The following is a 25,384-nucleotide window of genomic DNA, read 5'->3' on the forward strand; positions in this document are numbered from 1 at the left end:
CAAGGGATTCATCCGGTTCGGCAATTCGCGCGCTCTTCATGCGGCGCACGAGGAGCGCTTTCGCGCCTGCAGGGGACCGAGGCGACGCAGATCCCAGTTTAATTAGAAGAGGTTAATAAAATGACCGACTGGAGCCAGGACGGCGCGCAGTTCACCGCGAAGGTGCTCGGCGCCCTCGCCGGGTCGGCGATCTCGCTCGTCTACATGCTGCCGAAGGGCAGGCAGGAAGCGGCCGGACGTTTTCTCACCGGGCTCGCCTGCGGGCTGATCTTCGGCGATCCGGCGGGGCTCTGGCTCGCCCAGAAACTCGACCTGCTGGCGAGGCTTTCGCCGGAGGACATCGTGCTCGCCGGCGCAACCGCCGCGAGCCTTCTCGCGTGGTGGAGCCTCGGCCTGCTGGTCCGCTTCCTCGACCGCGGCGGCCGCCCGAGCGGGTAGCGCGGACGCCGGTCACGGTCGACCGTCCACACTCATTCCATCGATCGAAGGAGAATGCCGATGCGTGCCTATCGCGGGCAGGCCAGTCGCGGCCCGGCCTATCGTGACCCGGTGTCGCTCACCCAGAAATTCGCGAGCCTGACGCTGGCCGGCGTGACCGGCGACGGCGTCTTTTCCGGCTATGCCAGCGTGTTCGGCGAGGTGGACCTCGGTCGCGACGTGGTGATGCCGGGCGCATTCGGCCATTCGCTGGCGGCGCGGGGACCGGGCGGCGTGCGGATGCTCTACCAGCACGATCCGGCCGAGCCGATCGGCGCCTGGCGGGTGATCCGCGAGGACGGCCGCGGCCTCTATGTCGAGGGTGAGCTTGCCAAGGGCGTGGCGCGCGCCCGCGAGGTGCATGCGCTCTTGAAGAGCGGCGCGCTCGACGGGCTGTCGATCGGCTTTCGCACCGTGCGGGCGAAGAGCGACCGGGCAAGCGGTATTCGCCGCATCCTCGAGGCCGATCTCTGGGAAATCTCCGTCGTGACCTTTCCGATGCAGCCCTCGGCGCGGGTTTCGAACGTCAAGAATGCGCGGTTCTTCCGCGACCGGGAGACCGAACTCGTCCGCCTGATGCGGCGGGCGGCCCGGCGGATGGCGGCCGGCAATTTCAGATCCAGCAACGTCAACGAAGGATGAGAGGCGATGAACGAGAACCAGGCGAACGGGACGGGTGCGGCGGAAAAGGGCGGCGTGCCGGGGCGTGCGGCCCCGGAGGTGAAGGCGGTGCCGGACACGGTCTCGGCGGCCTTCGAGGATTTCATGCAGGCCTTCGAGGCCTTCCGCGAGGCGAACGACCAGCGACTTTCGGAGGTCGAGCGCAAGCTCACCGCCGACACGGTCACCCGCGACAAGGTGGAGCGCATCAACCGGGCGATGGACGAGCAGGGGCGGCTTCTCGACCAGCTCATCATCAAGAAACTGCGCCCGCCGCTCGAACGGACGGGCGGCGGTGCGGCCGGCGGGATGGCCGGCGCGGAAGCGGCCGAGCTGAAGGCAGCCTTCGAGAGCTATATCCGCCGCGGCGACGAGACGGGGCTGCGCGAGCTGGGGGCCAAGGCGCTTTCGGCCGGCGTCCCCGGCGACGGCGGCTATCTGGTGCCGCCGGAAACCGATACCGAGATCGGCCGCCGGCTTGCCTCCGTCTCGCCGATCCGGGCGCTTGCGACCGTGCGGCAGGTCTCCGGCGCGGTGCTGAAGAAGCCGTTCGCGCCGGCGGGCATGGCCTCTGGCTGGGTGGCGGAGACGGCAGTAAGGCCGCAGACGGCGACCCCGGAGCTTGCCGAGCTCACCTTCCCGACCATGGAGCTCTATGCCATGCCGGCGGCGACGCAAGCGCTGCTCGACGACGCGGCGGTCGACATCGAGGCGTGGATCTCCGGCGAGGTGGACGTGGCCTTTGCCGAGCAGGAGGGCGCGGCCTTCGTTTCCGGCGACGGGGTGAACCGGCCGAAGGGGTTCTTGAGCTACGGCACGGTCGCTGAGGCGAACTGGGCCTGGGGCAGCATCGGCCATGTCGGAACCGGGGTGGCGGGCGGCTTTGCCGCGAGCGGCGCCTCCGACGTGCTGATTTCGGCGATCTACGCGCTGAAGGCCGGCCACCGGCAGAACGCCCATTTCGTGATGAACCGCCGCACCCAGGGCGAGATCCGCAAGTTCAAGGACGCCGACGGCAACTATCTCTGGCAGCCGCCGGCGGCGGCCGGCCAGGCGGCGGCGCTGATGGGCTTTCCGGTAACGGAGGCCGAGGACATGCCGGATATCGCGGCGGACGCGCTGTCGATCGCCTTCGGTGACTTCCGCGCCGGCTATCTCGTCGTCGACCGCACCGGGGTGCGTATCCTGCGCGATCCCTATTCCGCCAAACCCTACGTGCTCTTCTACACCACCAAGCGCGTCGGCGGCGGGGTGCAGAATTTCGAGGCCATCAAGCTGGTGAAGTTCGGGTAGTCCGGACGCGGCAGTAGGCAGTGGGCGGTGGGCAGCGGGCAGCGGGCAGTGCGCCGGCCGCGGGTCGATCTCCCCCCTTGTGGGGGAGATGCCCGGCAGGGCAGAGGGGGTGCGCCAACGAAGCGCCGAGATTGGGGGCACCCCCTCTGTCGGCTGCGCCGACATCTCCCCCACAAGGGGGGAGATCGGACGGACGCGTTTTGCCACTGCCCACTGCCTACTGCCTATTCCCTATTCGCTATTCGCTACTCGCTCTCGAAGGGAGCTCCCATGACCTATGCCCTGATCACTCCGCCGGCGGCGGAGCCGCTGACGCTTGCCGAGGTGAAGGCGCATCTGCGCCTCGATGACGCCGGGGAGGACGGCCTGCTTGCCGGCCTCGTGACGGTGGCGCGCGAGCATCTGGAACGCCAGACCGGCCTGATGCTGATCACGCAGACGCACCGGCTCTACTGCGACGCGTGGCCGGCGGGCGGCGTGATTCAGATTGACAGGGGGCCGGTGCAAGCCATTGAAAGCGTGACCGTCTATGACGGCGACGGAAACCCGCTTCACGTATCGCTTCAAGACCACCTGCTCGACGGCGAGAGCCGGCCGGCGCGGCTCTGGCTGCGCGATCCGCCGGCGCCCGGCCGGGCGCTCAACGGCATCGAGATCGATTTTCGCGCCGGCTTCGGCGATACTGGGGCGGACGTGCCGGACACGCTGAAGCGCGCCATGCTGATGCATGTGGCGCTGATGTTTTGCTATCGCGGCGCCGTCGCCCCGGCCGACCAGCCGGCGGCGATCCCGGCCGGTTACGACCGGCTGGTGGCGCCGTTTGCCCGGCGGAGGCTCTGATGGCGACGGCGGCCTTCGACCCCGGCGGGCTGACGGCGCGGCTGACGCTGGAGGCGCCCTTGGAAAGTCCCGACGGGCAGGGCGGCGCGAACCGCACCTGGAGCGCGGTCGCGAGCCTCTGGGCGCGGATCGAGCCGGTCACGGCGCTCGCGGGTGAGGAGGCGGGCGGCGGCCGGGTGACGATCACCCACGCGATCTGGATGCGCCACCGCGGCGACGTTTCGTCCGGCATGCGGCTCGTCAAGGGCGGGCGGGTCTTTGTCGTGGAGACGGCGCACGATCCGGACGAGAGCGGCCGCTATCTCCTCTGCCGCTGCCGGGAGGAGGGGCGATGAAGTTCGCATTGCAGACGACCTACCGGGATTTCAGGGAGGCGCTGACGCGGGCGCTTGCGGCGGCGATTGCCGCGCGCACGGCGAAGGCGCGGGAGACGGCCGACGCCCAAAAGGACGGGGAGGGCGGCGATGGCGCCGGTCAATGAGCTTTTGCAGGTGGTGCATGCGCGGCTTTCGGGCGACGCGGCGCTTGCCGCCCTTCTCGGGCCGGACGGCATCGTCGACCGGCGACGAGATGCGGGCACGCTGCCCTGTCTGGCGACGGGTGCGGTCGAGACGCGCGCCTACGGCACGGCGAGCGAGGACGGGCTCGAATGCCTCCTCGACTTCGAGGCCTGGTCGGCGACCGGCCGCCGCGAGGCGGAGGAGATCGCGGGTCGCGTGCGGGAACTGCTCGACGATGCCGACCTTGTGCTCGCGGGTGTCCGGCTCGTCTCGCTCGCCCATCGCCGCACGACAAGCCGGCGGGCGGCGGCGACGCGGCTCTACGTGGTGGAGATGCGGTTTCGCGCGGTGCTGGAGTGAGGGGGGACTGACAGGATTGCCCCTCATCCGGCTGCCGCCACCTTCTCCCCGCGGGCGGGGAGAAGGGACTCGTGGCACCGCCGCGACCGTTCCCTCGCCCCGCTTGCGGGGAGGCGGTCGGGGTGAGGGGCCGTGAGGAGGTCGGGCGGATCGTACATCACCACCGTCATGCCGGACTTGATCCGGCATCCAGCCGGCGTGCGTCGGCGAGCCGAAAGAATACTTGTCCGCTGAAATCGAAAGAGTCTCCCCGCGCGATGGACATCGCGCGACTGGATGCCGGGTCGGGCCCGGCATGACGGCGGTTGGGAGGGGTACGTCCCTCACCTTGCCTGACGTGCCCGGCGGGCGATGCGGGCGAGCAGCAGGAGCGCGGCAAGCGCGGCGACGGAAAGCCCGAGGCACAGAAAAAGCACGGCGGTGAGCCCCTGCCGGTCGAGGACGGCGGTCATCAGCACCGGGGCGGCGGCGCTCGCGAGGTTCTGCGGCAGGGACAGCCGGGCCGACTGGCGGGCGAAGCGGTCCGGCGAGAAGAAGACGAGCGGCATCAGCGCCCGGGCGACGGTGACGACGCCGGTGCCGAAGCCGTAGAGGACGACGAAGACGATCGCCGGACCCGCACCGCCGTAGAGAAGCAGGACAACCATGGACACGGCAATCAGGCCGAGGCCGGCGAAGAAGGTGGTGAGCGGCGAGCTGCGCCGCCCGAGCAGGAGATCGACGGTCCGCGCGGTGATGCCGAAGACCGAGCGGAGCGACCCGAGCTGCAAAGCGAGCAACGGCGAGGCGCCGGAGAGTTCGAGCATCCGGATCAGCGACGGCGACACACCGAAGCTGACGAGGGTGACGAGGGTGATTGCAAGCGCAATCAGCAGGAAGGCGAGCCGCGCCTCGCGCTCTCCGAGCGGCAGCGGTTCGGCCCGCGCGGCGGCGGCCTCTGCGGCGCTGCGGGCGGCTGGCCGCGGCAGCAGGAAGAGATGCGCCGGCAGGCAGACGAGAAGATGGAAGGCGGCGGCGAGTTGCAGGGTGAGCCGCCAGCCGTATTGCTGTTCGAGGAGGCCGAGGAGCGGCCAGCAGACGGCGGACGAGAGGCCGGTGAAGATCATCAGCACGGCGATGCTGCGCTTGGCGTTTGCGCCCTCCCGTTCGACGACGGCGGCATAGGTCGGCACCGAAAGGCCGAAGGCACCGCCGAGACCGAGCACCAGCCAGGCGGCGAAATAGGCGGTGACACCCTGGCAGAGGCTGAGGCCGAGAAGGCCGAGCCCGAGGAGTGCGGAGCCGGCGGCAAGGACGCGCGCCGCGCCATGGCGCTCGATGAGCCGGCCCGTCCAGGGGCCGGCGGCGGCCATGGTCAGCATCATCACGGTGAGGCCGAGGAAGACGACCTCGTTCGCAAGGCCGAGGCCCGCGGCGATCGGCCGTCCGAGCACGCCCGGCATTTCGAAACTCGTCCCCCAGCCGACGATCTGGGTGACCGACAGCAGGGCGACGAGCCCGGTGCGGGGCGAACGGAGCGAGGCGGAAAGGGACATGGGGAACCGGCGGGCGGGAAGACTGCCGCGACCATAGAGGACGGGCGGTGCAAGCGGAAGATGCAATTGTTGAGGGGTGAAGGGGCGTGACCCGTGTTGGGAACGCCGGGGCCGTGCCCGCTTGCCGATCTCCCCCCTTGTGGGGGAGATGCCCGGCAGGGCAGAGGGGGTATCACTGCACGCGCCGAGACTGGGGGTTCACCCCCTCTGTCACTTCGTGACATCTCCCCCACAAGGGGGGAGATCGGGTGGACATGCATCGCCTCCGTCATGCCCGTCCTCGGGTTAAACCCGAGGATGATCCGGCATCCAGCCGGCGAGCGTCGGCGAGCCGAAAGAATACATGTCCGCTGAAATCGAAAGACTCTCCCCGCGCGATGGACATCGCGCGGCTGGATGCCGGGTCGGGCCCGGCATGACGGCGGACGAGGTTCTTTCTCCCCCCTTGGTGGGGGAGAATGGAATTTCAACATCTTAGCTGAAAGCTAAGCGTTAGAAATTCCAAGTGAGGGGGCGGTCGCCTCATATCCCCCTCACCGGCGATTTCTGGCACTTAGCTGAAGCTAAGATGCCGAAATCGCTTCCTCTCCCACCGGGGGAGAGGGGGGCAACCCGCGGCGCCCCCCGCGACAATCCAACAACCGAAAGGAACGAGGCCATGGTGGCACAGAAGGGCAAGGACCTGCTGTTGAAGGTCCATGACGGCAGCGGGTATGCGACGGTCGCGGGGTTGCGGTCGAAGAAGCTCGCCTTCAACGCCGAGACGGTCGACGTGACGGATGCCGAGAGCGCCGGGCGCTGGCGCGAGCTGCTCGGGGGTGCGGGCGTGCAGCGCGCCTCGCTCTCCGGCAGTGGCCTCTTCAAGGACCAGACTTCTGACGCGCTGGTGCGGGCGGCCTTCTTCGACGGGACGATCCTCGCCTGGCAGGTGGTGATCCCCGATTTCGGGACGGTTTCCGGACCCTTCCAGATCACCGCGCTCGAATATGCCGGCGCCCATGACGGGGAGCTGACCTTCGACCTGGCGCTCGAATCGGCGGGTCCGCTCGCTTTCGGGGCGTTCTGATGGGTGCGGGCGTGACGGTCCGGCGGGCGAACCGCCGGCGCGGCGAGGTCGAGGCGGTGATCGACGGCGAGAGGCGCATTCTCTGCCTGACGCTCGGGGCGCTGGCGGAACTCGAGACGGCCTTCAGGGCCGAGAGCCTCGCGGATCTCGCCGGACGGTTTTCCGAGGGGAAACTGAAGGCGGACGACCTGATCCGCATCATCGGCGCCGGGCTTCGCGGCGGCGGCAACCGCTTCTCCGACGAGGAGGTGGCCGAGATGGCGATCGACGGCGGCGTCGGTGCGACGGCAGCGCTCGTCCGAGACCTGCTGACGGCGACCTTCCTCGACGAGGAGGGCACACGCCCGGAGCGCTGAGAGCCGCAGGCGAGGGGACGAATAACGGTCCGACGGCCGCCTTTCCTTGGCGGGCGGCGATGCATACCGGCCTCGGCCTCCTGCGGCTCGATCCCGACGATTTCTGGCGGCTCTCGCCCCGCGAGTTCGCAGCGATGACCGGCGCCTTCGCGCCGGCCGTACCCCTGCTCGCACGCGCCGGGTTCGAGGCGCTGATGCGCCGTTTTCCCGATGAGGAGAAGAAGCGATGAACGAGGACGAGACGGTGACCTTCGGGCTGGCGCTCGATGCGTCGGCGGCAATCGGCGTGCTAGACGATCTGGAGCGACGCTCGCAGGGGTTCGGCGCGGCACTGACGGGGGCGCTGAAGAGCGCCACACTCGGCGGCAAGGGGCTCGAGGATACGCTCAAGGCCGTCGGCGAACGGCTGGCGGGTGTGGCGCTGTCGGCGGGGCTGAAGCCGCTCGACACGCTCGTCTCGTCGCTGACGGCGGGGCTCGCAGACGGGCTCGGTTCGCTCTTCGCCTTCGCCGACGGCGGCGTGCCGGGGCGGGTGACGCCCTTTGCCGCAGGCGGGGTCGTCTCGGCGCCGACCTATTTTCCGATGGGCGGCGACCTCGGGCTGATGGGCGAGGCGGGCACGGAGGCGGTACTGCCGCTGAAGCGCGGGCCCGACGGCACGCTCGGTGTCTCGGGTGGCGGCGGCACGACGCAGATCGTCTTCAACGTGACGGCGAACGATGCCGAGAGTTTTCGCAAGAGCGAGGGGCAGGTGACCGCCATGCTGGCGCGCAGCGTCGCGCGCGGCCGGCGGAACCTCTGATACCAAGTCTCGATGATATGACAGGGAGGAGAGGATGGCCGGCGGATTTCACGAGGTGCGCTTCCCGATGCGGCTCTCGCTCTCGACGAGCGGCGGGCCGGAGAGGCGCGTCGACATCACCAGCCTTTCCAATGGGCGCGAGGCACGGAACGCCCGCTGGCGCAATTCGCGACGGCGCTACGACGCCGGCTCCGGCATCCGCTCGGTCGGCGATCTCTACGCGGTGCTCGCCTTCTTCGAGGCGCGGAGCGGCGCGCTCTACGGCTTCCGCTTCCGCGATCCGCTCGACCACCGCTCCGGCCCGCCGGGGGCGGCAATCACCGCCTTTGACCAGGAGATCGGCACGGGGGACGGCGAGACGCGGACGTTCCCGCTTCGGAAGACCTATGGCGACGCGGGCGGGGAATGGCGGCGGTGGATCGAAAAGCCGGTCGCCGGCACCGTTCTCGTCGGGATCGGCGGGGCGCAAGCGGGGGCGGGCGTCGCCTGCGATGCGGCGACCGGGATCGTGACGTTCGACGCCGCGCCGGCTACCGGTGTGCGGGTGACGGCCGGCTTCGAATTCGACGTGCCGGTGCGCTTCGACATCGACCGGATCGAGGTGAACCTCGAAGCCTTCAATGCCGGGCGCATTCCGGCGATCCCGCTGGTTGAGGTGCTGCCATGAGAGAGATTTCGCCGGCGCTTGCCGCGCATCTTGAGGGTGACGCGACGACGCTCTGCCATTGCTGGCGGGTGACGCGGCGCGACGGGGTGGTGCTCGGCTTCACCGACCATGACGAGGCGCTCGATTTCGGCGGCACGCGCTACCAGGCGGCGAGCGGCTTTGAGGCGAGCGAGATGCGTGAGGAAAAGGGGCTGGCGGCACCCGCGAGCGAGGTGACCGGCGGCTTTTCGAGCGAGGCGGTGACGGAGGCGGATCTCGCCGCCGGGCGCTATGACGGCGCGCGGGTCGAGGTCTTCAAGGTGAACTGGCAGGCGCCGGAGGGGGCACTGCTCCTGAAAGTGCAGGAGATCGGCGAGGTCTCGCGGGCGGCGGGCGCATTCACTGCGGAACTCCGGAGCTTCGCCCACCGGCTCTCGCAGGAGACGGGGCGGATCTACAACCGCCGTTGCGACGCGACCCTTGGCGACCGGCGCTGCGGCGTCGATCTCTCGGCGCCCGGACGGCGGGGGCAAGCGGTAGTGACGGCGGTGCCCGCCCGCGACCGGCTGCTGGTGAGCGGGCTCGAAGCCTTCGCCGACGGGCATTTCCGGCTGGGCAGCCTGACGCTCGCCGACGGGACGACGGCGCTCGTCGAGGAGAGCCGGGCGGTGGCGGGCGGCACGGCGCTTTCGCTCTGGCTGCCGCTCGAGGCGCTGCCCGCGGCGGGAGAGGCGGTGATGGTTTCGGTCGGCTGCGACAAAGCCTTTTCGACCTGTCGGGGAAAATTCTCCAACCAACTGAATTTTCAAGGCTTCCCGCACATGCCGGGCAGCGACTTCGCCTATTCCTACGTGAGCGGCGAGAGCCTGCACGACGGCGGGCCGCTGTTCGACTAGCACCGAAGGAGAGGCTCGATGTCTGCGATCACCGAGGCGGCGCTCGCCTGCGCCGAGGGCTGGATCGGCACGCCCTATCGCCATCAGGCGTCGCTCCGCGGTGTCGGCTGCGACTGCCTCGGGCTGGTGCGCGGGGTGTGGCGCGAGCTCTACGGCTGCGAGCCGGAAGTGCCGCCGCCCTATGCGCCGGACTGGGCGGAGCGGAGCGGCGAGGACCGGCTGACGGCGGCGGCGGAACGGCATTTCCGGAGGGTAGCGGACCTGGGCAGCGCGGTGCCGGGTGACCTCCTGCTCTTCCGCTTCCGGCCGCAGTTTTCGGCAAAGCACGCGGGCATTCTCGCGGCCGGGGGCCGGTTCATCCACGCCTACGAGCAGGCGGGCGTCGTGCGCTCGCCGCTTGCGCCCGCATGGGCACGGCGGATCGCTGGCATCTATCGTTTTCCGGAAAGGTGAGGCATGGCCACGCTTCTGTTCCAGGCGGCGGGTGCCGCCGTCGGCGGCATCTTCGGGCCGCTCGGGGCGGTTCTCGGGCGGGCGGCCGGGGCGCTCGCCGGCAATGCGCTCGACCGGGCGCTGCTTTCGGGGACGAGCACCGTCAGCGGTGCGCGGCTTTCGACCGCAAGGCTCCCCGGCGCGAGCGAGGGTACGGCCATCCCGCGCGTCTACGGTACGACGCGGATCGGCGGCACGCTGATCTGGGCGACCCGCTTCGAGGAGGAAGCGACGACTGAGCGGACCGGCGGCAAGGCCGGCGGCACGCGGGTGAAGACCTATCGCTATTTCGCCAATATCGCGGTCGGGCTCTGCGAGGGGCCGGTCGCCGGTGTCCGGCGGGTATGGGCGGACGGGCAGGAACTCGACCTCGGCGAGATCGAGATGCGCGTCCATGTGGGAAGCATGACCCAGCTTGCCGATCCGCTGATCGAGGCGAAGCAGGGCGAGGGCAGGGCGCCGGCCTATCGCGGGCTCGCCTATGTGGTCTTCGAACGGCTGCCGCTCGACGATTTCGGCAACCGCATTCCGCTCCTGCAGTTCGAGGTGATGCGGCCGGTCGGCACGCTGGAGAGGCAGATCCGCGCGGTGAACGTGATCCCCGGCGCGACCGAGCACGGCTATGCGGGGGTGGCCGTTCGCGAGACGACGGGCGAGGGCAGCGCCCGCATCCTCAACCGCAACACGCTGACGGCGGAGACCGACTGGCAGGCCTCGATCGACGAATTGCAGGCGCTCTGTCCCAATCTCGAAAGCGTGGCGCTGGTCGTCACCTGGTTCGGCACGGACCTCCGGGCCGGGGATTGCCGGGTGGTGCCGGGCGTGGAAGTCGTCGCACGAAGCGGCGAGAGCCGGCCCTGGCGGGTCGCAGGCATCGGGCGCAGCGCGGCCCATGTCGTCTCGCTGCACGACGGCGGCCCGGCCTATGGCGGCACGCCTAGCGACGCGAGCGTCGTCGAGGCAATCCGCGACCTTGCGGCGCGCGGGCTGAAGGTGACGCTCTATCCGCTGATGATGATGGACATTCCGGCCGGCAACGGCCTGCCGGACCCGCACGGCGGGGCGGAGCAGGCGGCCTATCCCTGGCGCGGACGGATCACCTGTCCCCCGGCCACCGACCGGACGGCGGCGGCAGGAACGGCCATCGCGGCCTTCTGCGGCGCGGCGACGGAGGCGGATTTCACCGTCTCCGGGGATAGCGTCACCTGGCACGGCGCCGACGAGGGCTACCGCCGCATGGTGCTGCACTGTGCGCTGCTCGCGAAGGCCGCGGGCGGTGTCGACGCCTTCCTGATCGGATCGGAACTGAAGGGGCTGACGACGGTCCGCGACGAAACCGGCGCCTTTCCCTTCGTGGAAGCGCTCGCGGCGCTTGCCGGCGATGTCCGGGCGATCCTCGGGCCAGCGACGAAGATCACCTACGGTGCCGACTGGAGCGAATATTCGGGCTACCATCCGGCGGACGGTTCCGGCGATCATTTCTTCCATCTCGACCCGCTCTGGGCCTCGCCGGCAATCGACGCCGTCGGGATCGACAATTACATGCCGCTCTCCGACTGGCGGGACGAGGACCTGGCCGCAGAGAACCCCGACGGCTTCCGGCTGGCGGCGGACACGGCGGCGATGGCCCGGCAGATCACCGGCGGTGAGGGCTACGACTGGTATTATGCGAGTGCGGCGGACCGGGCGGAGCGCCTCCGCACGCCGATCACCGACGGGGCCGCGGCGAAGTCCTGGGTGTTCCGGGTGAAGGACATCGAGGGCTGGTGGTCGAACCGGCATTTCGACCGGGTGGCGGGAGTGGAGAAATCCGTGCCGACCGCCTGGACGCCGCGGGAAAAACCGGTCTGGTTCACCGAACTCGGCTGCCCGGCGATCGATCGCGGTGCCAACCAGCCGAACGTCTTCGGCGATCCGAAATCGGCCGAGGGCGGGTTGCCCCATCATTCCCGCGGACTGCGCGCCGACGCCGTGCAGCGGCGGTTCCTCTCCGCCCATTACGACCACTGGGGAGACGCCGCGGTACCGGCCGGGATGGTCGATCCGGCCCGCATCTATCTCTGGGCCTGGGACGCGCGGCCCTATCCGGCCTTTCCGGGCAATCTCGCACTCTGGTCGGACGGCGGCAACTGGCGCACCGGGCATTGGCTGAACGGCCGGCTCGGGGCAGGCACGGTCGCCGACGTGATCGGCGCGATCTGCGAGGACCACGGCCTTGCCGGTTACGACGTCTCGGCGGTGGCGGGCGATCTCGGCGGCTATGTGCAGGCGGACGTGGCGTCTGCCCGCAGCCTGATCGAGCCGCTCGCCGAGGCCTTCCGCATCGACGTTATCGAGGACGGTGGCGTGCTGCGCTTCCGCTCGCGCGACGAGGCGAGCCTGCCGGCGGTGCGCGTGGACGTGCTTGCCGATCTCGATGACGAGCCGCTCTGGCGCGAACGCCGCGGCCATGACAGCGACTTCGCCGGCGAGGCGATCCTCACCTTCTACGACGCGGCGGCCGACTACGCCGAGGCGAGCGCCCGCTCGCGACGGGCGCCGGCGGCGACCAGCCGGGTGCTGTCGCTCGACCTTTCTGCCGCACTTTCCGAGGAGACCGCACTTGCCGCCGCCGAGGCGCTGCTCCGCTAGCACCGCGCCGAACGTCGGTCGCTCGAAACGGCGCTCGGCCCGAACGCGCTCGCCTTCATGCCGGGGGATGTGCTGGCCTTTGCGGAGGGACCCGACGGCCGGTTCGTGATCTCCGAATGCGAGGACGGGCCGGCCCGGCGCCTGACGCTGAGCGAGCTCGCCGACGGCGGGTTTTCCGTGCCGGTCGCCGCGGGTCCCGGCCGCGACGTTTCCAATCCCGCATCCGACGGTTTCGCGCCCGCCGTCGAATTCCTCGACCCGCCGCGCTACGCGGCGGGACACGACGAGGATTTCGCCCGTGTCGCGGCCTTCGCGCGGCCGTGGCGGCGGATTGCGATCTCCTCTTCGGTGGAGAACGAAGGCTACGCCCTTCGGGTGGTGCTCGACCGTCCGGCGACGCTCGGCCGGCTTGCCGAAGCCCTGGAGGCCGGCGTCACCGGCCGCTTCGACGGCGCACACGCGATCACCCTCGACCTTGCCTACGGAAGCTTCGCCTCGGCCTCGACGCTTGCGGTGCTGAACGGCGCCAACCGGCTCGCCGTCCGCTCCGCGTCCGGCGTGTGGGAAGTGATCGCCTTTGCCGGCGCGGAAGAGATCGCCTCTGGCCGCTGGCGGCTGACGCGGCTGTTGCGCGGGCTCGGCGGCAGCGAGGATGCGATGGTCGCAGGGGCGCCGGCGGGGGCACGGGTGGTCGCGCTCGACGCGGCGGTGCCGCCGGTCGGGCTTGCCTCCGACGAGGCAGGGCGACCGCTCAACTATATTGCCGAGGCGGTCGGCATGGCCGCGGCGCCGGCCGGGCCGTTTTCCTTTGCCGGCGGACGCAGGGCGCTGACGCCGCTCGCGCCGGTGCATCTCGCCGGCCGCAGGCTTGTGGGAGGGAACATCGAGATCACCTGGGTCCGCCGCGGGCGGATCGATGCCGACGACTGGGAAGCGGCGGAAATCCCGCTCGACGAGGCGGAGGAGCGCTACCGGCTGGAAATCCTCGCCGGCGGCGCGGTGAGGCGCACGGTCGAGACGGCGGCGCCGCGCCACACCTACACGGCCGCGGACGAGGCCGCCGATTTCGGCGGTCCGGTCGAAAGTCTGGCGGTCAGGGTGCGCCAGCTCGGCCGGCGCGTGGTCGACGGCATCGCCGCGGAGGCCGTCCTTTTGCTTTGAACGAAACCTTAGAAGAAGGAGAGAAGACGATGTCCGAGATTGTCGAATACAAGCCGTGGTATCAGTCGAAGACCGTATGGGGCGCGCTGATCGCGATCGGCGCCTCGGTGCTGCGCGTCAAGGGCGTGGATGTGGGGCTTGCCGAACAAGGCGAACTCGCCGACGCGATCGTCTCGCTGGTCGGCTCCTTCGGCGGGCTGCTGGCGATCTACGGCAGGCTTTCGGCGAAGAAGGTGATCGGCGGGTGATAAACGGAAGTTGTCCGCCGCATTCATTTGCCATTCAGATGCTGTCGGGTAAATACTTCACAACAACGAATATCTTTCGGAAGTAGTAGTCCATGGCATCATTCCTGATCATAGCGAGCCTTGCCTCCGGCCTTGCGGCGATGCCCGCGCCGGAGGCGGCAGTCGCGACCGCCCCGGCGCCGGTGGTTCTCGCCCAGGCGCAGGGCAACGGTAACGGCGGCAACGACGGCGGCAGCCGTGGTGGCACCGACTGCTACGGGGCCGCGGCCCAGGCAGCGGCGGAACTCGGCGGGCAGGTGCTGTCGGTTCGCAGTTCCGGCGGCACATGCGTGGTGACGGTGCTGATCCCCGGCAGCGGCAACGAACGCCCGCGCAAGGTCACGATGCGGGTTTCACAGTAAGGCGCACGAGGCAGGCGACGGCCTGAGCCGGGCGCGGGGGACGCGGCCGGCCGGACAAGACGGAGAGGGACTGGCAGCATGCGCATTCTGGTCGTCGAGGACGACGTTAATCTCAATCGGCAGCTCGTCGAAGCGCTGGAAGAGGCGGGCTACGTCGTCGACAAGGCGTTGGACGGCGAGGAGGGGCACTTCCTCGGCGACACCGAACCCTATGACGCGGTGATCCTCGACATCGGCCTGCCGGAAATGGACGGCCTGACCGTGCTGGAAAAGTGGCGTGCCGCAGGCCGCGTGATGCCGGTGCTGATCCTGACGGCCCGCGACCGCTGGAGCGACAAGGTGGCCGGCATCGACGCCGGCGCCGACGACTACGTCGCCAAGCCCTTCCACGTGGAGGAGGTGCTCGCGCGCATCCGCGCGCTCATCCGCCGCGCGGCGGGGCACGCCTCTTCCGAGATCGTCTGCGGCCCGGTCCGCCTCGACACCAAGGCGTCGAAGGCGAGCGTCTCCGGCACGCAACTCAAGCTCACCTCGCACGAGTACCGGCTGCTTTCCTACCTCATGCACCACATGGGCGAGGTGGTATCCCGCTCGGAACTCGTCGAGCATCTCTACGATCAGGATTTCGATCGCGATTCCAATACCATCGAGGTCTTCGTCGGGCGTCTGCGCAAGAAGATCGGCCTCGACCTGATCGAGACGGTGCGCGGTCTCGGCTACCGGATGCAAGCGCCAAAAGATGCGCGCTAGGTCGCTGACCGTAAGGGTGTTGCTGCTGGCCACGGCGTGGTCGGCGGTCGCACTCGTGACCATGGCGGTGGTGATCTCGGCGCTCTACCGGCAGGGCACCGAGCGCGGCTTCAACAACCTGCTGCGCGCCCAGCTCTACAACGTCATCAATTCCGTCTCGATCGGCGACGGCGACAGCCTCGCCGGCAGTCCCGAACTCGGCGACCTGCGTTTCTCTCAGCCGAAGACCGGCTGGTACTGGCTGGTCGAGCCGCTCGGCAATTTCAGCACGGCACCGCTCGCCTCGACCTCGCTCGGCCTCACCGACCTGCCGGTGCCGGACATCAATACCGTCCCCTTCGACGATCATTACGAACGCTTCTATCCGATGACCGACCCCTACGGGAACCATCTGAGGGTCGCCGAGACGGAAGTGGTGCTCGACGCCAACGGCCGGGCGGCGCGCTTTCGCGTCTCGGGAAACCTCGACGTCGTCGAGGAGGATGTCCGCTTCTTCACCACGAGGCTCTATACCGGTCTTGCCCTGATCGGCCTCGGTGGCCTCATCGTCAACGGTCTTGCCATTCTCTACGGGCTTAAGCCGCTGGAGCGCGCCCGCCGGGCGCTGGAGCGGATTCGCGCCGGCGAGGCGGAACGGATCGAGGGCGTCTTTCCCCGCGAGATCCAGCCGCTCGCAAACGAGATCAACGCGCTGATCGACAGCAACCGGCGTATCGTCGAGCGCGCCCGCATGCAGGTCGGCAATCTCGCCCATTCGCTGAAGACGCCGATCGCCGTGCTGCTCAACGAGGCGCGGGCGCTGCCGAAATCGCAGGCGAGCGTCGTCACCGCGCAGGCCGAGGCGATGCAGAGCCAGGTTTCCACCTACCTCAACCGCGCCCGGATTGCCGCCCAGCGCGAATCGGTGCTGGCGCGCACGGAATTCGAGCCGACGCTCGAACGGCTGATCCGCGTGATGCGACGGCTGAACCCGGATACCCGCTTCGAGTTGAAGCTGGCGCCCGGGCTGGTGCTCGCGATGGAGCAGCAGGACGTCGAGGAGACGGTCGGCAACCTGCTGGAAAATGCCGCCCGTTTCGCGGCCGCAACCGTGGTCGTCACTGCCGGCCCGGCCGAGGGCCACGAGCCCGGCGAGGGCGTGACGCGCCGCAACTGGATCGAGGTGACCGTCGAGGACGACGGACCGGGACTGGAACCCGGCGAGATCGTCGAGGCGCTGAAACGCGGACGGCGGCTGGACGAGAGCAAGCCGGGCACCGGGCTCGGGCTTTCGATCGTCAACGAGATCGCCTCCGAATATCAGGGGGCATTCGGACTCTCGCGCGGTGCGCGTGGCGGATTGCGGGCGCGATTGGTGCTTCCGGCCGTCACGAGGGACATTGCGTGAGGCGAATTTCCGTGAAAAAAGAAGGCTGTCACAATGATGCCACGTGGCTGCCGCAGCTAAGAGAGAGTATATTGAGGGTGGTCGAAAGAGGTCGGGCCGGGGACATGGGAAATACGCGCTTTCGTATCGCGGTGACGGCGACGCTTGCCGCCGTGGCACTGTCGTCCTGTGCAACCACGGGCGGCAAGGGCTCCGCATCGGCCCTCTATATCTCCGCACTGCAGGGTGGCATCGTCGCCCGTTCGGGCGTCGAGCTGTCGAACAGCCAGACGCAGCGTGCCCTCGAAGCCGAATACCGTGCGCTGGAGGCTGCACCCGGCGGCCAGCCGGTGGCCTGGAAGGGCAACGACATTTCCGGCCAGGTGATCGCCGCCGCCCCCTATCAGGTCGGCCAGCAGAACTGTCGCCAGTACACCCACAAGCTGAAGGTGAAGGGCAACGAGACGGAAGTGCGCGGCGCGGCCTGCCGTAACCCGAACGGCACCTGGACGCCCTTGACATAAGTCAAGGCTGGAGCGCCGCCGATCCCGTAGGACATGCGTTGCGGCGAAACGCCTCAAATGTGCGTCATCGTCCGTTTGCCGGTTGGATTGTCGCCCGGCATACAGTAATTGGGTTCTCATGTTGTTCTGGATCGCCACCGCCTTGCTGACGGCCGTCACGGCCGTCGTCCTTCTCGGGCCGCTCTTTCGCGGCCGTACCGTCCTTGTCGAGGACGCGGTCGGGGAGGCCGCTGTCTACCGCGACCAGCTGCGCGAACTCGAACGCGACAAGAAGCTCGGGCTGATCGGCGGCGAGGAAGCGGATTACGCCCGCGCCGAGATCGGCCGGCGCCTCCTCGCCGCGTCGGCCGAGGCGAAGGCCGGCAAGGAAGCGAGATCCGGCCGGCACCTGCTGGCGCAGGCCTTCATCATCGTCTGCCTTCCGGCAATCGGGCTCGGGCTCTACACGCTGACCGGCAGCCCCGGAATGCCTTCCGAGCCGCTCGCGGCACGGCTCGCAAACCCCGGCAACAATCTCGAACTGCTGGTCGCCAAGGTGGAACGGCACCTCGCCCAGAACCCGGACGATGGTGCGGGCTGGGACGTGCTCGCACCGATCTACTTCAAGATGTCGCGCTACGGCGATGCCGAGCTCGCCTACCGCAACGCGATCCGCCTGCTTGGGCAGAGCCCGGAGCGGATGATCGGGCTGGGCGAGACGATGACGGCGGAAAACGACGGCATCGTCACGGCCGACGCCCGCGCCGCCTTCGAGGAGGCGGTGAGGCTCGGCAGCACCAATCTGCGCGCCGCCTTCTACATCGCGCTGTCGCTCGAGCAGGAAGGCAAGCGCGAGGAGGCCCGTGCCTCCTTCGAGGCGATCGTGAAGGCTTCCCCGGCCGACGCGCCCTGGCTGCCGCTGGTCAACGAGCACATCGCGGCAAACAGCGGCGAGGCGAAGCCCGAGGCGCCGGGCAACCCGACGGCGGCCGACGTCGCCGCAGCCCAAGGCATGTCGACGGGCGACCGCATGGAGATGATCCGCGGCATGGTCGCCGGGCTCGATGCCAAGCTCAAGGAAAACCCGAACAATTTCGAAGGCTGGATGCGTCTTGTCCGGTCCTACGCGATGCTGAAGGAGCCGGAGAACGCCGTCACGGCGCTGAAATCCGCGCTCGCGGCCTTCCCCGCGGAGGGGCAGGAAGGCCAGCAACTGATCGCGATGGCCCGCGAGCTCGGCCTGCCGGTGGAGGAAGCACTGAAATGACCCGCAAACAAAAGAGACTGGCCGTGATTGCCGGCGGCGTGGGCTTCATCGTCGCCGCCGTGCTGCTGGTGATGTTCGCCTTCAGCCAGTCGGTCGCCTATTTCTACGTGCCGGGCGATCTCGCCACCGTCAAGGTGCCGCCGGGAACGCGCATCCGGCTCGGCGGCCTCGTCGAGACGGGGTCGGTCAAGCGCGGCGATGGGTCGACCGTGACCTTCACCATCACCGACACGATCGGCACGGTGCCCGTCACCTATACCGGCATCCTGCCGGATCTCTTCCGCGAAGGGCAGGGCGTGGTCGCCGAAGGTGCCTTCGTCGCGGGCGATCCGGTCTTCGTCGCCGACACGGTGCTCGCCAAGCACGACGAGACCTACATGCCGAAGGACGTCGCCGACCGCCTGAAGGCGCAGGGCGTCGAACTGAGCGGCAAGGAGACGGTGAAATGATCATCGAACTCGGGCACTACGCACTGGTGCTGGCGCTTGCGACGGCGATCGTCGTCTCTGTTCTGCCGGTGATCGGCGCGAAGCGCGGCGATACCGCGCTGATGGGCGTCGCAACGACGGGTACGCTCGCGATGTTCGGGCTCGTCGTGCTCTCCTTCGGGGCGCTGAGCTACGCCTACATGGTCTCCGACTTCTCGGTGCAGAACGTCTGGCAGAACTCGCACTCGCTGCTTCCCGACGTCTACCGCTTCTCGGCCGTCTGGGGGAACCACGAGGGCTCGATGATGCTGTGGCTTTTGATCCTCAGCTTCTTCAGCGCCATGGTCGCCTTCTTCGGTGCCAACCTGCCGCAGAGACTGAAGGCGAACGTGCTCGCCGTGCAGGCCTGGATCGCCACCGCCTTTACCCTGTTCATCCTGCTCACCTCCAATCCCTTCATCCGCCTCGCGCCGGCACCGGCGGAAGGAAAGGACCTCAACCCGGTGCTGCAGGACGTCGGCCTCGCCATCCATCCGCCGCTCCTCTATCTCGGCTATGTCGGCTTCTCCGTCTGCTTCTCCTTCGCGATCGCCGCCCTCATCGACGGGCGCATCGATGCCGCCTGGGCGCGTTGGGTGCGGCCCTGGACGCTCGCCGCCTGGACCTTCCTGACCGCCGGCATCGCCATGGGCTCCTACTGGGCCTATTACGAGCTCGGCTGGGGCGGTTGGTGGTTCTGGGACCCGGTCGAAAACGCCTCCTTCATGCCCTGGCTCGCCGGCACCGCACTCCTGCATTCCGCGCTGGTCATGGAAAAGCGCGAGGCGCTGAAGATCTGGACCGTGCTGCTTGCGATCCTCGCCTTCTCGCTGTCGCTGCTCGGCACCTTCCTCGTGCGTTCCGGGGTGCTGACCTCGGTGCATGCGTTCGCGACCGATCCGAGCCGCGGCATCTTCATCCTCGGCATCCTGACGGTCTTTATCGGCGGGGCGTTCACGCTCTTTGCCTTGCGGGCGCCGGCGCTGAAATCGGGCGGGCTCTTCGCGCCGATCTCGCGGGAAGGAGCGCTCGTCCTCAACAACCTGATCCTGACCGTGTCCGCGGCGACGGTGCTCGTCGGCACGCTCTATCCGCTGCTCCTCGAAACGCTGACCGGCGACAAGATCTCGGTCGGCGCGCCCTTCTTCAACCTGACCTTCGGTCTCCTGATGGCGCCGCTCCTCGTCGCAATGCCCTTCGGGCCGATGCTCGCCTGGAAGCGCGGCGACCTGCTCGGTGCGTTCCAGCGGCTCTACGCGGCGGCGGGCCTCGCGCTCGTCGCGGCCGTCATCCTTTTCTACGTCCAGCACGGTGGCCCGGTGCTCGCCGTCTTCGGGCTCGCCGCCGGCTTCTTCATCGTCTTCGGCGCGCTCGCCGACCTCTGGTACCGCGCTGGCTTCAACAAGGTGTCGGCGTCGGTTGCCTTCCGGCGCCTCGCGGGCCTGCCGCGCTCGGCCTTCGGCACGGCGCTCGCCCATCTCGGCTTCGGTGTGACGGTGCTCGGCATCGTCGCGGTGACGACCTTCGAGACGGAGACGGTCAGCGAGATGAAGCCCGGCATGACGGTGGAGGCGGGCGGCTACACCGTCACCTTCGACCGGATGATGGCGGCGAAGGGCCCGAACTTCACCGAAGACCGGGCACATTTCACGCTCGGCAAGGGCGGCGTCGCGATGGGCGAGGTTTGGTCCTCGAAGCGGCTCTACACGGCGCGGCGGATGCCCACCACCGAGGCCGGCATCCGCAGCTTCGGTACCAGCCAGCTCTACGTCTCGCTCGGCGATCCGATGGCCGAGGGCGGCATCGTCGTGCGCGTCTGGTGGAAACCCTTCATTCTCTGCATCTGGATCGGTGCCCTCATCATGATGGTGGGCGGCTTCGTTTCGCTCTCCGACCGGCGGCTGCGCGTCGGCGCACCGACCCGCCGGACGAAGCCGGTCAAGGTGGCGCTGGAGGCTGCGGAATGACGGGAACGGTTCATACGCTGACAAACCCCTCCCCAACCCCTCCCCACAGGGGGGAGGGGCTTTGCCGCCTCCGCTGGCTGTTGACGTGGGCGCAGAGCATTGCCGCGCGTCTTCTCCCCCCTTGTGGGGGAGATGGCCGGCAGGCCAGAGGGGGTTTTGGTTTATTTCTTCTGCTTCTCCTTCTCTTCGCGCCGCTGCCCGCCTTCGCCGTCAATCCGGACGAGGTGCTGGCCGATCCGGCGCTGGAAGAGCGCGCCCGCAATCTTTCGGCGCAATTGCGTTGCCTCGTCTGCCAGAACCAGTCGATCGACGATTCGAACGCCGATCTCGCCCGCGACCTCCGGCTCATCGTGCGCCAGCGCATCGTCGGCGGCGACACGGACGAACAGGTCATCGACTACGTGGTGTCGCGCTACGGCGAGTTCGTGCTCCTGAAGCCGCGCGTCTCGGCCAAGACCTATGTTCTCTGGGGCGCGCCTGCCGTGCTGCTGGTGATCGGCGCGTTCGCAGCGCTCGTCTATTCGCGCGGCCGCCATCGTCCGGCGCCGGAAAGGCTGTCGCCCGAGGAAGAGGCGCGGCTGAAGGCGCTGATCGAGGACTGAGCCTCGGCAGCCCGCCGCGGCCGGAGCGAAGCGCACATGTGCCTGTTCCGCCAGAGTTTTCCGATTTCGGAGTGTCGCCGCGCGGGTGGCGACTTGCCGCCGTTGCGCGACGTGGCGACGGATCGTCCCGATCCTTCCCGAAGATTACGAAGATTTCATCGGCCGTACAGTTCGCAGTAACGTGCGCCGACCTATATCTCTCCTCATCCACCGCTTCACGCCGGACTTCCGGCCGACAGTCAGATGAAAAGAGAAAAGGTAGGTCACATGTTCAACAGCAATGGACGCTCCAAGCTCAAGACGATGCTCCGCAATTCGACGGCGGCAGGTCTTGCCGCAGTGATCGTTGCGGGCTCCGTGCCGGCGATGATCGTTCCGGCCTATGCCGAGGCCGTCCGCGTCGAAGCCCCGCAGGTGCCGAGTTTCGCCGACGTCGTTTCGGCGGTTTCCCCGGCCGTCGTCTCCGTCCGCGTACAGTCGAATGTCCAGACGGCGCAGGACGAAAGCAACTTCCAGTTCGGCTTCGGCGGCCGCGGCTTCGAAGATCTCCCGGACGACCACCCGCTCAAGCGCTTCTTCAAGGAATTCGGCATGCCCGGCCCGGATGGCCATCCCGGCCAGAAGCCGAACCGCCCGCGCGGTGAAGGCCGCCTTCGTCCGACCTCGCAGGGCTCCGGCTTCTTCATCTCCGAGGACGGCTATATCGTCACCAACAACCATGTCGTCGAGGACGGCGCCGCCTACACGGTCGTCATGAACGACGGCACGGAACTCGACGCCAAGCTTGTCGGTACCGACGCCCGCACCGACCTCGCGGTGCTGAAGGTCGAGAACCCCAAGCAGAAGTTCACCTACGTGCAGTTCGCCGCTGACGAGAACATGCGCGTCGGCGACTGGGTCGTCGCCGTCGGCAACCCCTTCGGCCTCGGCGGCACGGTGACGGCCGGCATCATCTCGGCCCGCGGCCGCGATATCGGTTCCGGTCCCTATGACGACTACATCCAGATCGATGCGGCGGTGAACCGCGGCAATTCCGGCGGCCCGGACTTCAACCTGAGCGGCGAAGTGGTCGGTATCAACACCGCGATCTTCTCGCCGTCGGGCGGCAATGTCGGCATCGCCTTCGCCATTCCGGCCTCCGTCGCCAAGGGCGTCGTCGACGAGCTCATCAAGTCGGGCACCGTCGAGCGCGGCTGGCTCGGCGTGCAGATCCAGCCGGTGACGAAGGATATCGCCGATTCGCTCGGCCTTTCGGAAGCGAGCGGCGCCCTCGTCGTCGCCCCGCAGGCCGGTTCTCCGGGTGAGAAGGCGGGCATCAAGCAGGGTGACGTGGTGACGGCCGTCAACGGCGAAACCGTCAAGGACCCGCGCGACCTCGCCAAGCGCATCGCCGCCTTCGCCCCCGGAACCACCGTCGACGTCTCGATCTGGCGCGAAGGCAAGTCGATGTCGCTGAAGGTCGAACTCGGCGAACTGCCGAAGGACCAGCAGGCCTCGTCCGGCGACGCGACGCCGGACAAGACCACGCCCTCGACCGAACAGGCGCTCGCCAACATGGGCATCAGCGTCGCACCGGCCGAAGACGGCAAGGGCCTGACGATCGTCGACGTCGATCCGGATTCGGATGCCGCCGACAAGGGCCTGCAGGCCGGCGAAAAGATCGTCTCGGTCAACAACCAGGCCGTCTCCACCGCCGACGAGGTCATGAAGGTGATCGACCAGGCGAAGAAGGACGGCCGCACCAAGGCGCTCTTCCAGGTCGAATCGCAGAACGGCAGCCGCTTCGTCGCTTTGCCGATCGACCAGGGCTGATCCGGCAGACGACCGACATCAGGGCGCCGCGCGGGACCGGCTTCGGGCCGCGCGGCGCCCTTTCCATTCAGGGAAGGGAGACCAGCATGAATTCCCCACAGCAGACAGCGCCGGGCACCGGCGAAACCGGTTGTGCGGAGGCCGTGGCCGGCGCTAATGTCCCGCGCATGAAAATACTGGTGATCGAAGACGACCTCGAGGCCGCGGCCTACATGGTCAAGGGTTTTCGCGAGGCCGGCATCGTGGCCGACCACGCGAGCGACGGCGAGAGCGGCCTCTTCATGGCGAGCGAAAACGGCTACGATGTGCTCGTCGTCGACCGGATGCTGCCGCGCCGCGACGGATTGTCCGTCATCAGCGAGCTGAGGAAGCGCGGCGTCGAGACGCCGGTGCTGATCCTCTCCGCGCTCGGGCAGGTGGACGACCGCGTGACGGGGCTTCGCGCCGGCGGCGACGACTATCTGCCGAAACCCTACGCCTTCAGCGAGCTTCTCGCCCGCGTCGAGGTGCTCGGCCGCCGCAAGGGCAAGCCGGAACAGGACATGGTCTACCGGGTCGGCGACCTGGAGCTCGACCGGCTCTCCCACGAGGTGAGGCGCAGCGGCAAGGAACTCCTGCTGCAGCCGCGCGAGTTCCGCCTGCTCGAATACCTGATGAAGAACGCCGGGCAGGTGGTGACGCGCACCATGCTGCTCGAGAACGTCTGGGACTATCACTTCGACCCGCAGACCAACGTCATCGACGTGCATGTGTCGCGGCTGCGCTCGAAGATCGAGAAGGACTTCGACAAGCCGCTGCTGAAGACGGTGCGCGGCGCCGGCTACATGATCAAGGACGAAGGGTAACGCCGTCCATGTCGCGCATCGGTGTGCTCTTCAAGTCGACGGCAGTCCGGCTTTCCGCGCTCTATATCGTGCTCTTCGCGCTCTGCGCGGCCTTCCTCGTCTTCTACGTGACGGCGCTTTCCGAACGGCTGCTCAACCAGCAGACCCGCGACAGCCTGCAGCAGGAAGTGGCCGACATCGAGCGTGCCTACGGCAATGGCGGCATGAACCAGATGCTGAAGATCATGGAGCGGCGTGCCCGCCAGCCGGGCGCCAACCTCTACGTCATCGCCGGGCCGAACGGCGAAATCCTCGCCGGCAATGTCGGCTCGCTGCAGCCGGGCATCTTCGACAAGGAGGGCTGGACTGACTTCCCCTTCCTCTACGAGCGCTATTCCGAGACCGGCGACGCCAAAAAGCACATCGCCACCGCCCATGTCTTCATTCTCGACAACGGGCTGCGGGTGCTCGTTGGCCGCGACCTCGGCGAGCCGGCGAAATTCCGCCTTCTCGTCCGCAAGGCGCTGATGGTGGCGCTGGCGATCATGGGCTTCGGCGCGCTGATCATCTGGTTCGCGATCGGCCGCAATGCGCTGAAGCGGATCGACCGGATGTCGGCGGCGAGCACCAAGATCATGGCGGGCGACCTTTCCCAGCGCCTGCCGGTCGTCGGCTCGGGCGACGAGTTCGACCGCCTGTCGCAATCGCTGAACGACATGCTGGGGCGGATCGAGCGGCTGAACGAGGGGCTGCGGCAGGTTTCCGACAACATCGCCCATGACCTGAAGACGCCGCTGACCCGCCTGCGCAACAAGGCGACGGATGCGCTGGCCGAGGACAATGACGGCGCAAGACGGGCGGCGCTCGAGGGCATCATCGCCGAGTCCGACCAACTGATCCGAACGTTCAATGCGCTTCTCATGATCAGCCGTGTCGAGGCGGGTTCGATCGCTGCCGAGCTTTCCGACGTCGACCTGTCGGCGATCGCCGCCGATGCCGCCGAGCTCTACGAGCCGGTGGCAGAGGAGGCGGGGCAGAAGCTCGCGGCCGAGATCGCGCCGGGGCTTTCGGTGCGCGGCAACCGCGAGCTCATCGGCCAGGCGATCTCGAACCTCGTCGACAACGCGATCAAGTACGGTGCGGAAAGCGACGGCGACGGTACGATCACGCTCACGGTGGCGAAAACCGGCGGCGAACTGCGCCTCTCGGTCTCCGACCACGGGCCGGGCGTTCCCGCGGAAAAGCGCGCCGATGTCGTCAAACGCTTCATGCGGCTCGACGAAAGCCGTTCGAAGCCCGGCACCGGGCTCGGCCTCTCGCTGGTCGAGGCGATCATGGCGCTTCACGGCGGGCGGCTCGAGCTTTCAGACACCGAACCGGGCAAGGAACAGCCGGGCCTGACCGCGACCATGGTCTTTCCCGGACAGAAGGCCTGACCCGAGGGATATGATTCCCTTTACAC

At 68.4% G+C, this 25,384-nt stretch carries 27 protein-coding genes and 1 pseudogene; 27 read left to right on the forward strand and 1 reads right to left on the reverse strand.

The annotated features are described in order from the left end of the window. Window positions 1-120: 120 nt before the first annotated feature. The 7 genes from EUU22_RS01260 (at window position 121) to EUU22_RS01285 (ending at window position 4,130) form a co-directional block, all read left to right on the forward strand. Entirely contained in the window at window positions 121-438 is a 318-nt protein-coding gene (locus EUU22_RS01260; RefSeq protein WP_129330311.1) for a DUF6107 family protein, read from the forward strand. Between the two features lie 60 nt (window positions 439-498). Beyond that, the gene (locus EUU22_RS01265; RefSeq protein ID WP_129330312.1) at window positions 499-1,119 is read left to right on the forward strand and encodes an HK97 family phage prohead protease; all 621 of its coding nucleotides are present in this window, start codon (window positions 499-501) and stop codon (window positions 1,117-1,119) included. A 6-nt stretch (window positions 1,120-1,125) separates the two neighbouring features. Beyond that, the gene (locus EUU22_RS01270) at window positions 1,126-2,430 is read left to right on the forward strand and encodes a phage major capsid protein (protein WP_129330313.1); all 1,305 of its coding nucleotides are present in this window, start codon (window positions 1,126-1,128) and stop codon (window positions 2,428-2,430) included. Window positions 2,431-2,700: 270 nt separating this feature from the next. After that, complete coding sequence (locus EUU22_RS01275) at window positions 2,701-3,270, forward strand: head-tail connector protein (RefSeq protein WP_129330314.1); 570 nt, start codon at window positions 2,701-2,703, stop codon at window positions 3,268-3,270. Then, the gene (locus EUU22_RS01280; protein WP_129330315.1) at window positions 3,270-3,605 is read left to right on the forward strand and encodes a phage head closure protein; all 336 of its coding nucleotides are present in this window, start codon (window positions 3,270-3,272) and stop codon (window positions 3,603-3,605) included. The genes EUU22_RS01275 and EUU22_RS01280 overlap by 1 nt, the downstream gene beginning before the upstream one ends. Further along, window positions 3,602-3,751, forward strand: coding sequence for a hypothetical protein (locus EUU22_RS25115; RefSeq protein ID WP_165351031.1), 150 nt, complete (start codon window positions 3,602-3,604; stop codon window positions 3,749-3,751). Before EUU22_RS01280 ends, EUU22_RS25115 begins: the two co-directional genes overlap by 4 nt. Next, the gene (locus EUU22_RS01285; RefSeq protein ID WP_129330316.1) at window positions 3,735-4,130 is read left to right on the forward strand and encodes a DUF3168 domain-containing protein; all 396 of its coding nucleotides are present in this window, start codon (window positions 3,735-3,737) and stop codon (window positions 4,128-4,130) included. Before EUU22_RS25115 ends, EUU22_RS01285 begins: the two co-directional genes overlap by 17 nt. A 323-nt stretch (window positions 4,131-4,453) precedes the next feature. Here EUU22_RS01285 and EUU22_RS01290 read toward each other — a convergent pair whose 3' ends face one another. Continuing rightward, the gene (locus tag EUU22_RS01290; RefSeq protein ID WP_129330317.1) at window positions 4,454-5,665 is read right to left on the reverse strand and encodes an MFS transporter; all 1,212 of its coding nucleotides are present in this window, start codon (window positions 5,663-5,665) and stop codon (window positions 4,454-4,456) included. A gap of 658 nt (window positions 5,666-6,323) precedes the next feature. Here EUU22_RS01290 and EUU22_RS01295 point away from each other — a divergent pair. The 20 genes and pseudogenes from EUU22_RS01295 (at window position 6,324) to EUU22_RS01390 (ending at window position 25,358) form a co-directional block, all read left to right on the forward strand. Further along, the gene (locus tag EUU22_RS01295; protein WP_129330318.1) at window positions 6,324-6,731 is read left to right on the forward strand and encodes a phage major tail protein, TP901-1 family; all 408 of its coding nucleotides are present in this window, start codon (window positions 6,324-6,326) and stop codon (window positions 6,729-6,731) included. Further along, a complete protein-coding gene (locus EUU22_RS01300; RefSeq protein WP_129330319.1) occupies window positions 6,731-7,087 on the forward strand; it encodes a gene transfer agent family protein in 357 nt (118 codons plus the stop codon). Before EUU22_RS01295 ends, EUU22_RS01300 begins: the two co-directional genes overlap by 1 nt. Beyond that, on the forward strand, window positions 7,084-7,317 hold the full coding sequence (locus tag EUU22_RS01305; RefSeq protein ID WP_280956454.1) for a rcc01693 family protein: 234 nt from the start codon (window positions 7,084-7,086) through the stop codon (window positions 7,315-7,317). Before EUU22_RS01300 ends, EUU22_RS01305 begins: the two co-directional genes overlap by 4 nt. After that, window positions 7,314-7,889, forward strand: coding sequence for a phage tail tape measure protein (locus tag EUU22_RS01310; RefSeq protein WP_129330321.1), 576 nt, complete (start codon window positions 7,314-7,316; stop codon window positions 7,887-7,889). The genes EUU22_RS01305 and EUU22_RS01310 overlap by 4 nt, the downstream gene beginning before the upstream one ends. A gap of 34 nt (window positions 7,890-7,923) precedes the next feature. Further along, window positions 7,924-8,556 carry a DUF2460 domain-containing protein gene (locus EUU22_RS01315; protein ID WP_129330322.1) on the forward strand — a complete coding sequence of 211 codons (633 nt, stop codon included), beginning with the start codon at window positions 7,924-7,926 and terminating at the stop codon, window positions 8,554-8,556. Then, window positions 8,553-9,431, forward strand: coding sequence for a phage/gene transfer agent baseplate hub protein (locus EUU22_RS01320; protein ID WP_129330323.1), 879 nt, complete (start codon window positions 8,553-8,555; stop codon window positions 9,429-9,431). Before EUU22_RS01315 ends, EUU22_RS01320 begins: the two co-directional genes overlap by 4 nt. Window positions 9,432-9,449: 18 nt before the next feature. Further along, entirely contained in the window at window positions 9,450-9,884 is a 435-nt protein-coding gene (locus EUU22_RS01325; protein WP_129330324.1) for an NlpC/P60 family protein, read from the forward strand. 3 nt (window positions 9,885-9,887) lie between these two features. Continuing rightward, window positions 9,888-13,715: pseudogene (locus EUU22_RS01330) on the forward strand (baseplate multidomain protein megatron). A 29-nt stretch (window positions 13,716-13,744) separates the two neighbouring features. After that, window positions 13,745-13,963: a hypothetical protein gene (locus tag EUU22_RS01335; RefSeq protein ID WP_342635395.1), complete on the forward strand. Its 219-nt coding sequence runs from the start codon at window positions 13,745-13,747 to the stop codon at window positions 13,961-13,963. A 92-nt stretch (window positions 13,964-14,055) separates the two neighbouring features. Continuing rightward, window positions 14,056-14,364 carry a hypothetical protein gene (locus EUU22_RS01340; protein WP_129330325.1) on the forward strand — a complete coding sequence of 103 codons (309 nt, stop codon included), beginning with the start codon at window positions 14,056-14,058 and terminating at the stop codon, window positions 14,362-14,364. Between the two features lie 78 nt (window positions 14,365-14,442). After that, entirely contained in the window at window positions 14,443-15,114 is a 672-nt protein-coding gene (locus tag EUU22_RS01345; protein ID WP_129330326.1) for a response regulator transcription factor, read from the forward strand. Beyond that, window positions 15,104-16,501, forward strand: a complete 1,398-nt coding sequence (locus EUU22_RS01350; RefSeq protein WP_129330327.1) for a sensor histidine kinase — start codon at window positions 15,104-15,106, stop codon at window positions 16,499-16,501. Before EUU22_RS01345 ends, EUU22_RS01350 begins: the two co-directional genes overlap by 11 nt. A 104-nt stretch (window positions 16,502-16,605) precedes the next feature. Beyond that, window positions 16,606-17,004, forward strand: a complete 399-nt coding sequence (locus EUU22_RS01355) for an RT0821/Lpp0805 family surface protein (protein WP_129330328.1) — start codon at window positions 16,606-16,608, stop codon at window positions 17,002-17,004. Between the two features lie 118 nt (window positions 17,005-17,122). Continuing rightward, complete coding sequence (gene ccmI, locus EUU22_RS01360) at window positions 17,123-18,250, forward strand: c-type cytochrome biogenesis protein CcmI (RefSeq protein ID WP_129330329.1); 1,128 nt, start codon at window positions 17,123-17,125, stop codon at window positions 18,248-18,250. Then, window positions 18,247-18,699 (forward strand): cytochrome c maturation protein CcmE, encoded by a 453-nt coding sequence (gene ccmE, locus EUU22_RS01365; RefSeq protein ID WP_129330330.1) that lies wholly within the window; start codon window positions 18,247-18,249, stop codon window positions 18,697-18,699. Before ccmI ends, ccmE begins: the two co-directional genes overlap by 4 nt. Continuing rightward, window positions 18,696-20,684, forward strand: coding sequence for a heme lyase CcmF/NrfE family subunit (locus EUU22_RS01370; RefSeq protein ID WP_129330331.1), 1,989 nt, complete (start codon window positions 18,696-18,698; stop codon window positions 20,682-20,684). The genes ccmE and EUU22_RS01370 overlap by 4 nt, the downstream gene beginning before the upstream one ends. 170 nt (window positions 20,685-20,854) lie before the next feature. Further along, entirely contained in the window at window positions 20,855-21,286 is a 432-nt protein-coding gene (locus EUU22_RS01375) for a cytochrome c-type biogenesis protein (RefSeq protein WP_245484877.1), read from the forward strand. A gap of 243 nt (window positions 21,287-21,529) precedes the next feature. Further along, window positions 21,530-23,098, forward strand: a complete 1,569-nt coding sequence (locus tag EUU22_RS01380; protein ID WP_165351032.1) for a Do family serine endopeptidase — start codon at window positions 21,530-21,532, stop codon at window positions 23,096-23,098. An 86-nt stretch (window positions 23,099-23,184) separates the two neighbouring features. Next, window positions 23,185-23,943, forward strand: coding sequence for a response regulator transcription factor (locus EUU22_RS01385; protein WP_129330333.1), 759 nt, complete (start codon window positions 23,185-23,187; stop codon window positions 23,941-23,943). Window positions 23,944-23,951: 8 nt separating this feature from the next. Then, window positions 23,952-25,358, forward strand: coding sequence for a sensor histidine kinase (locus tag EUU22_RS01390; RefSeq protein WP_129330334.1), 1,407 nt, complete (start codon window positions 23,952-23,954; stop codon window positions 25,356-25,358). Window positions 25,359-25,384 lie beyond the last annotated feature (26 nt).

The organism is Ciceribacter ferrooxidans, assembly GCF_004137355.1.
Taxonomy (GTDB): domain Bacteria; phylum Pseudomonadota; class Alphaproteobacteria; order Rhizobiales; family Rhizobiaceae; genus Allorhizobium; species Allorhizobium ferrooxidans.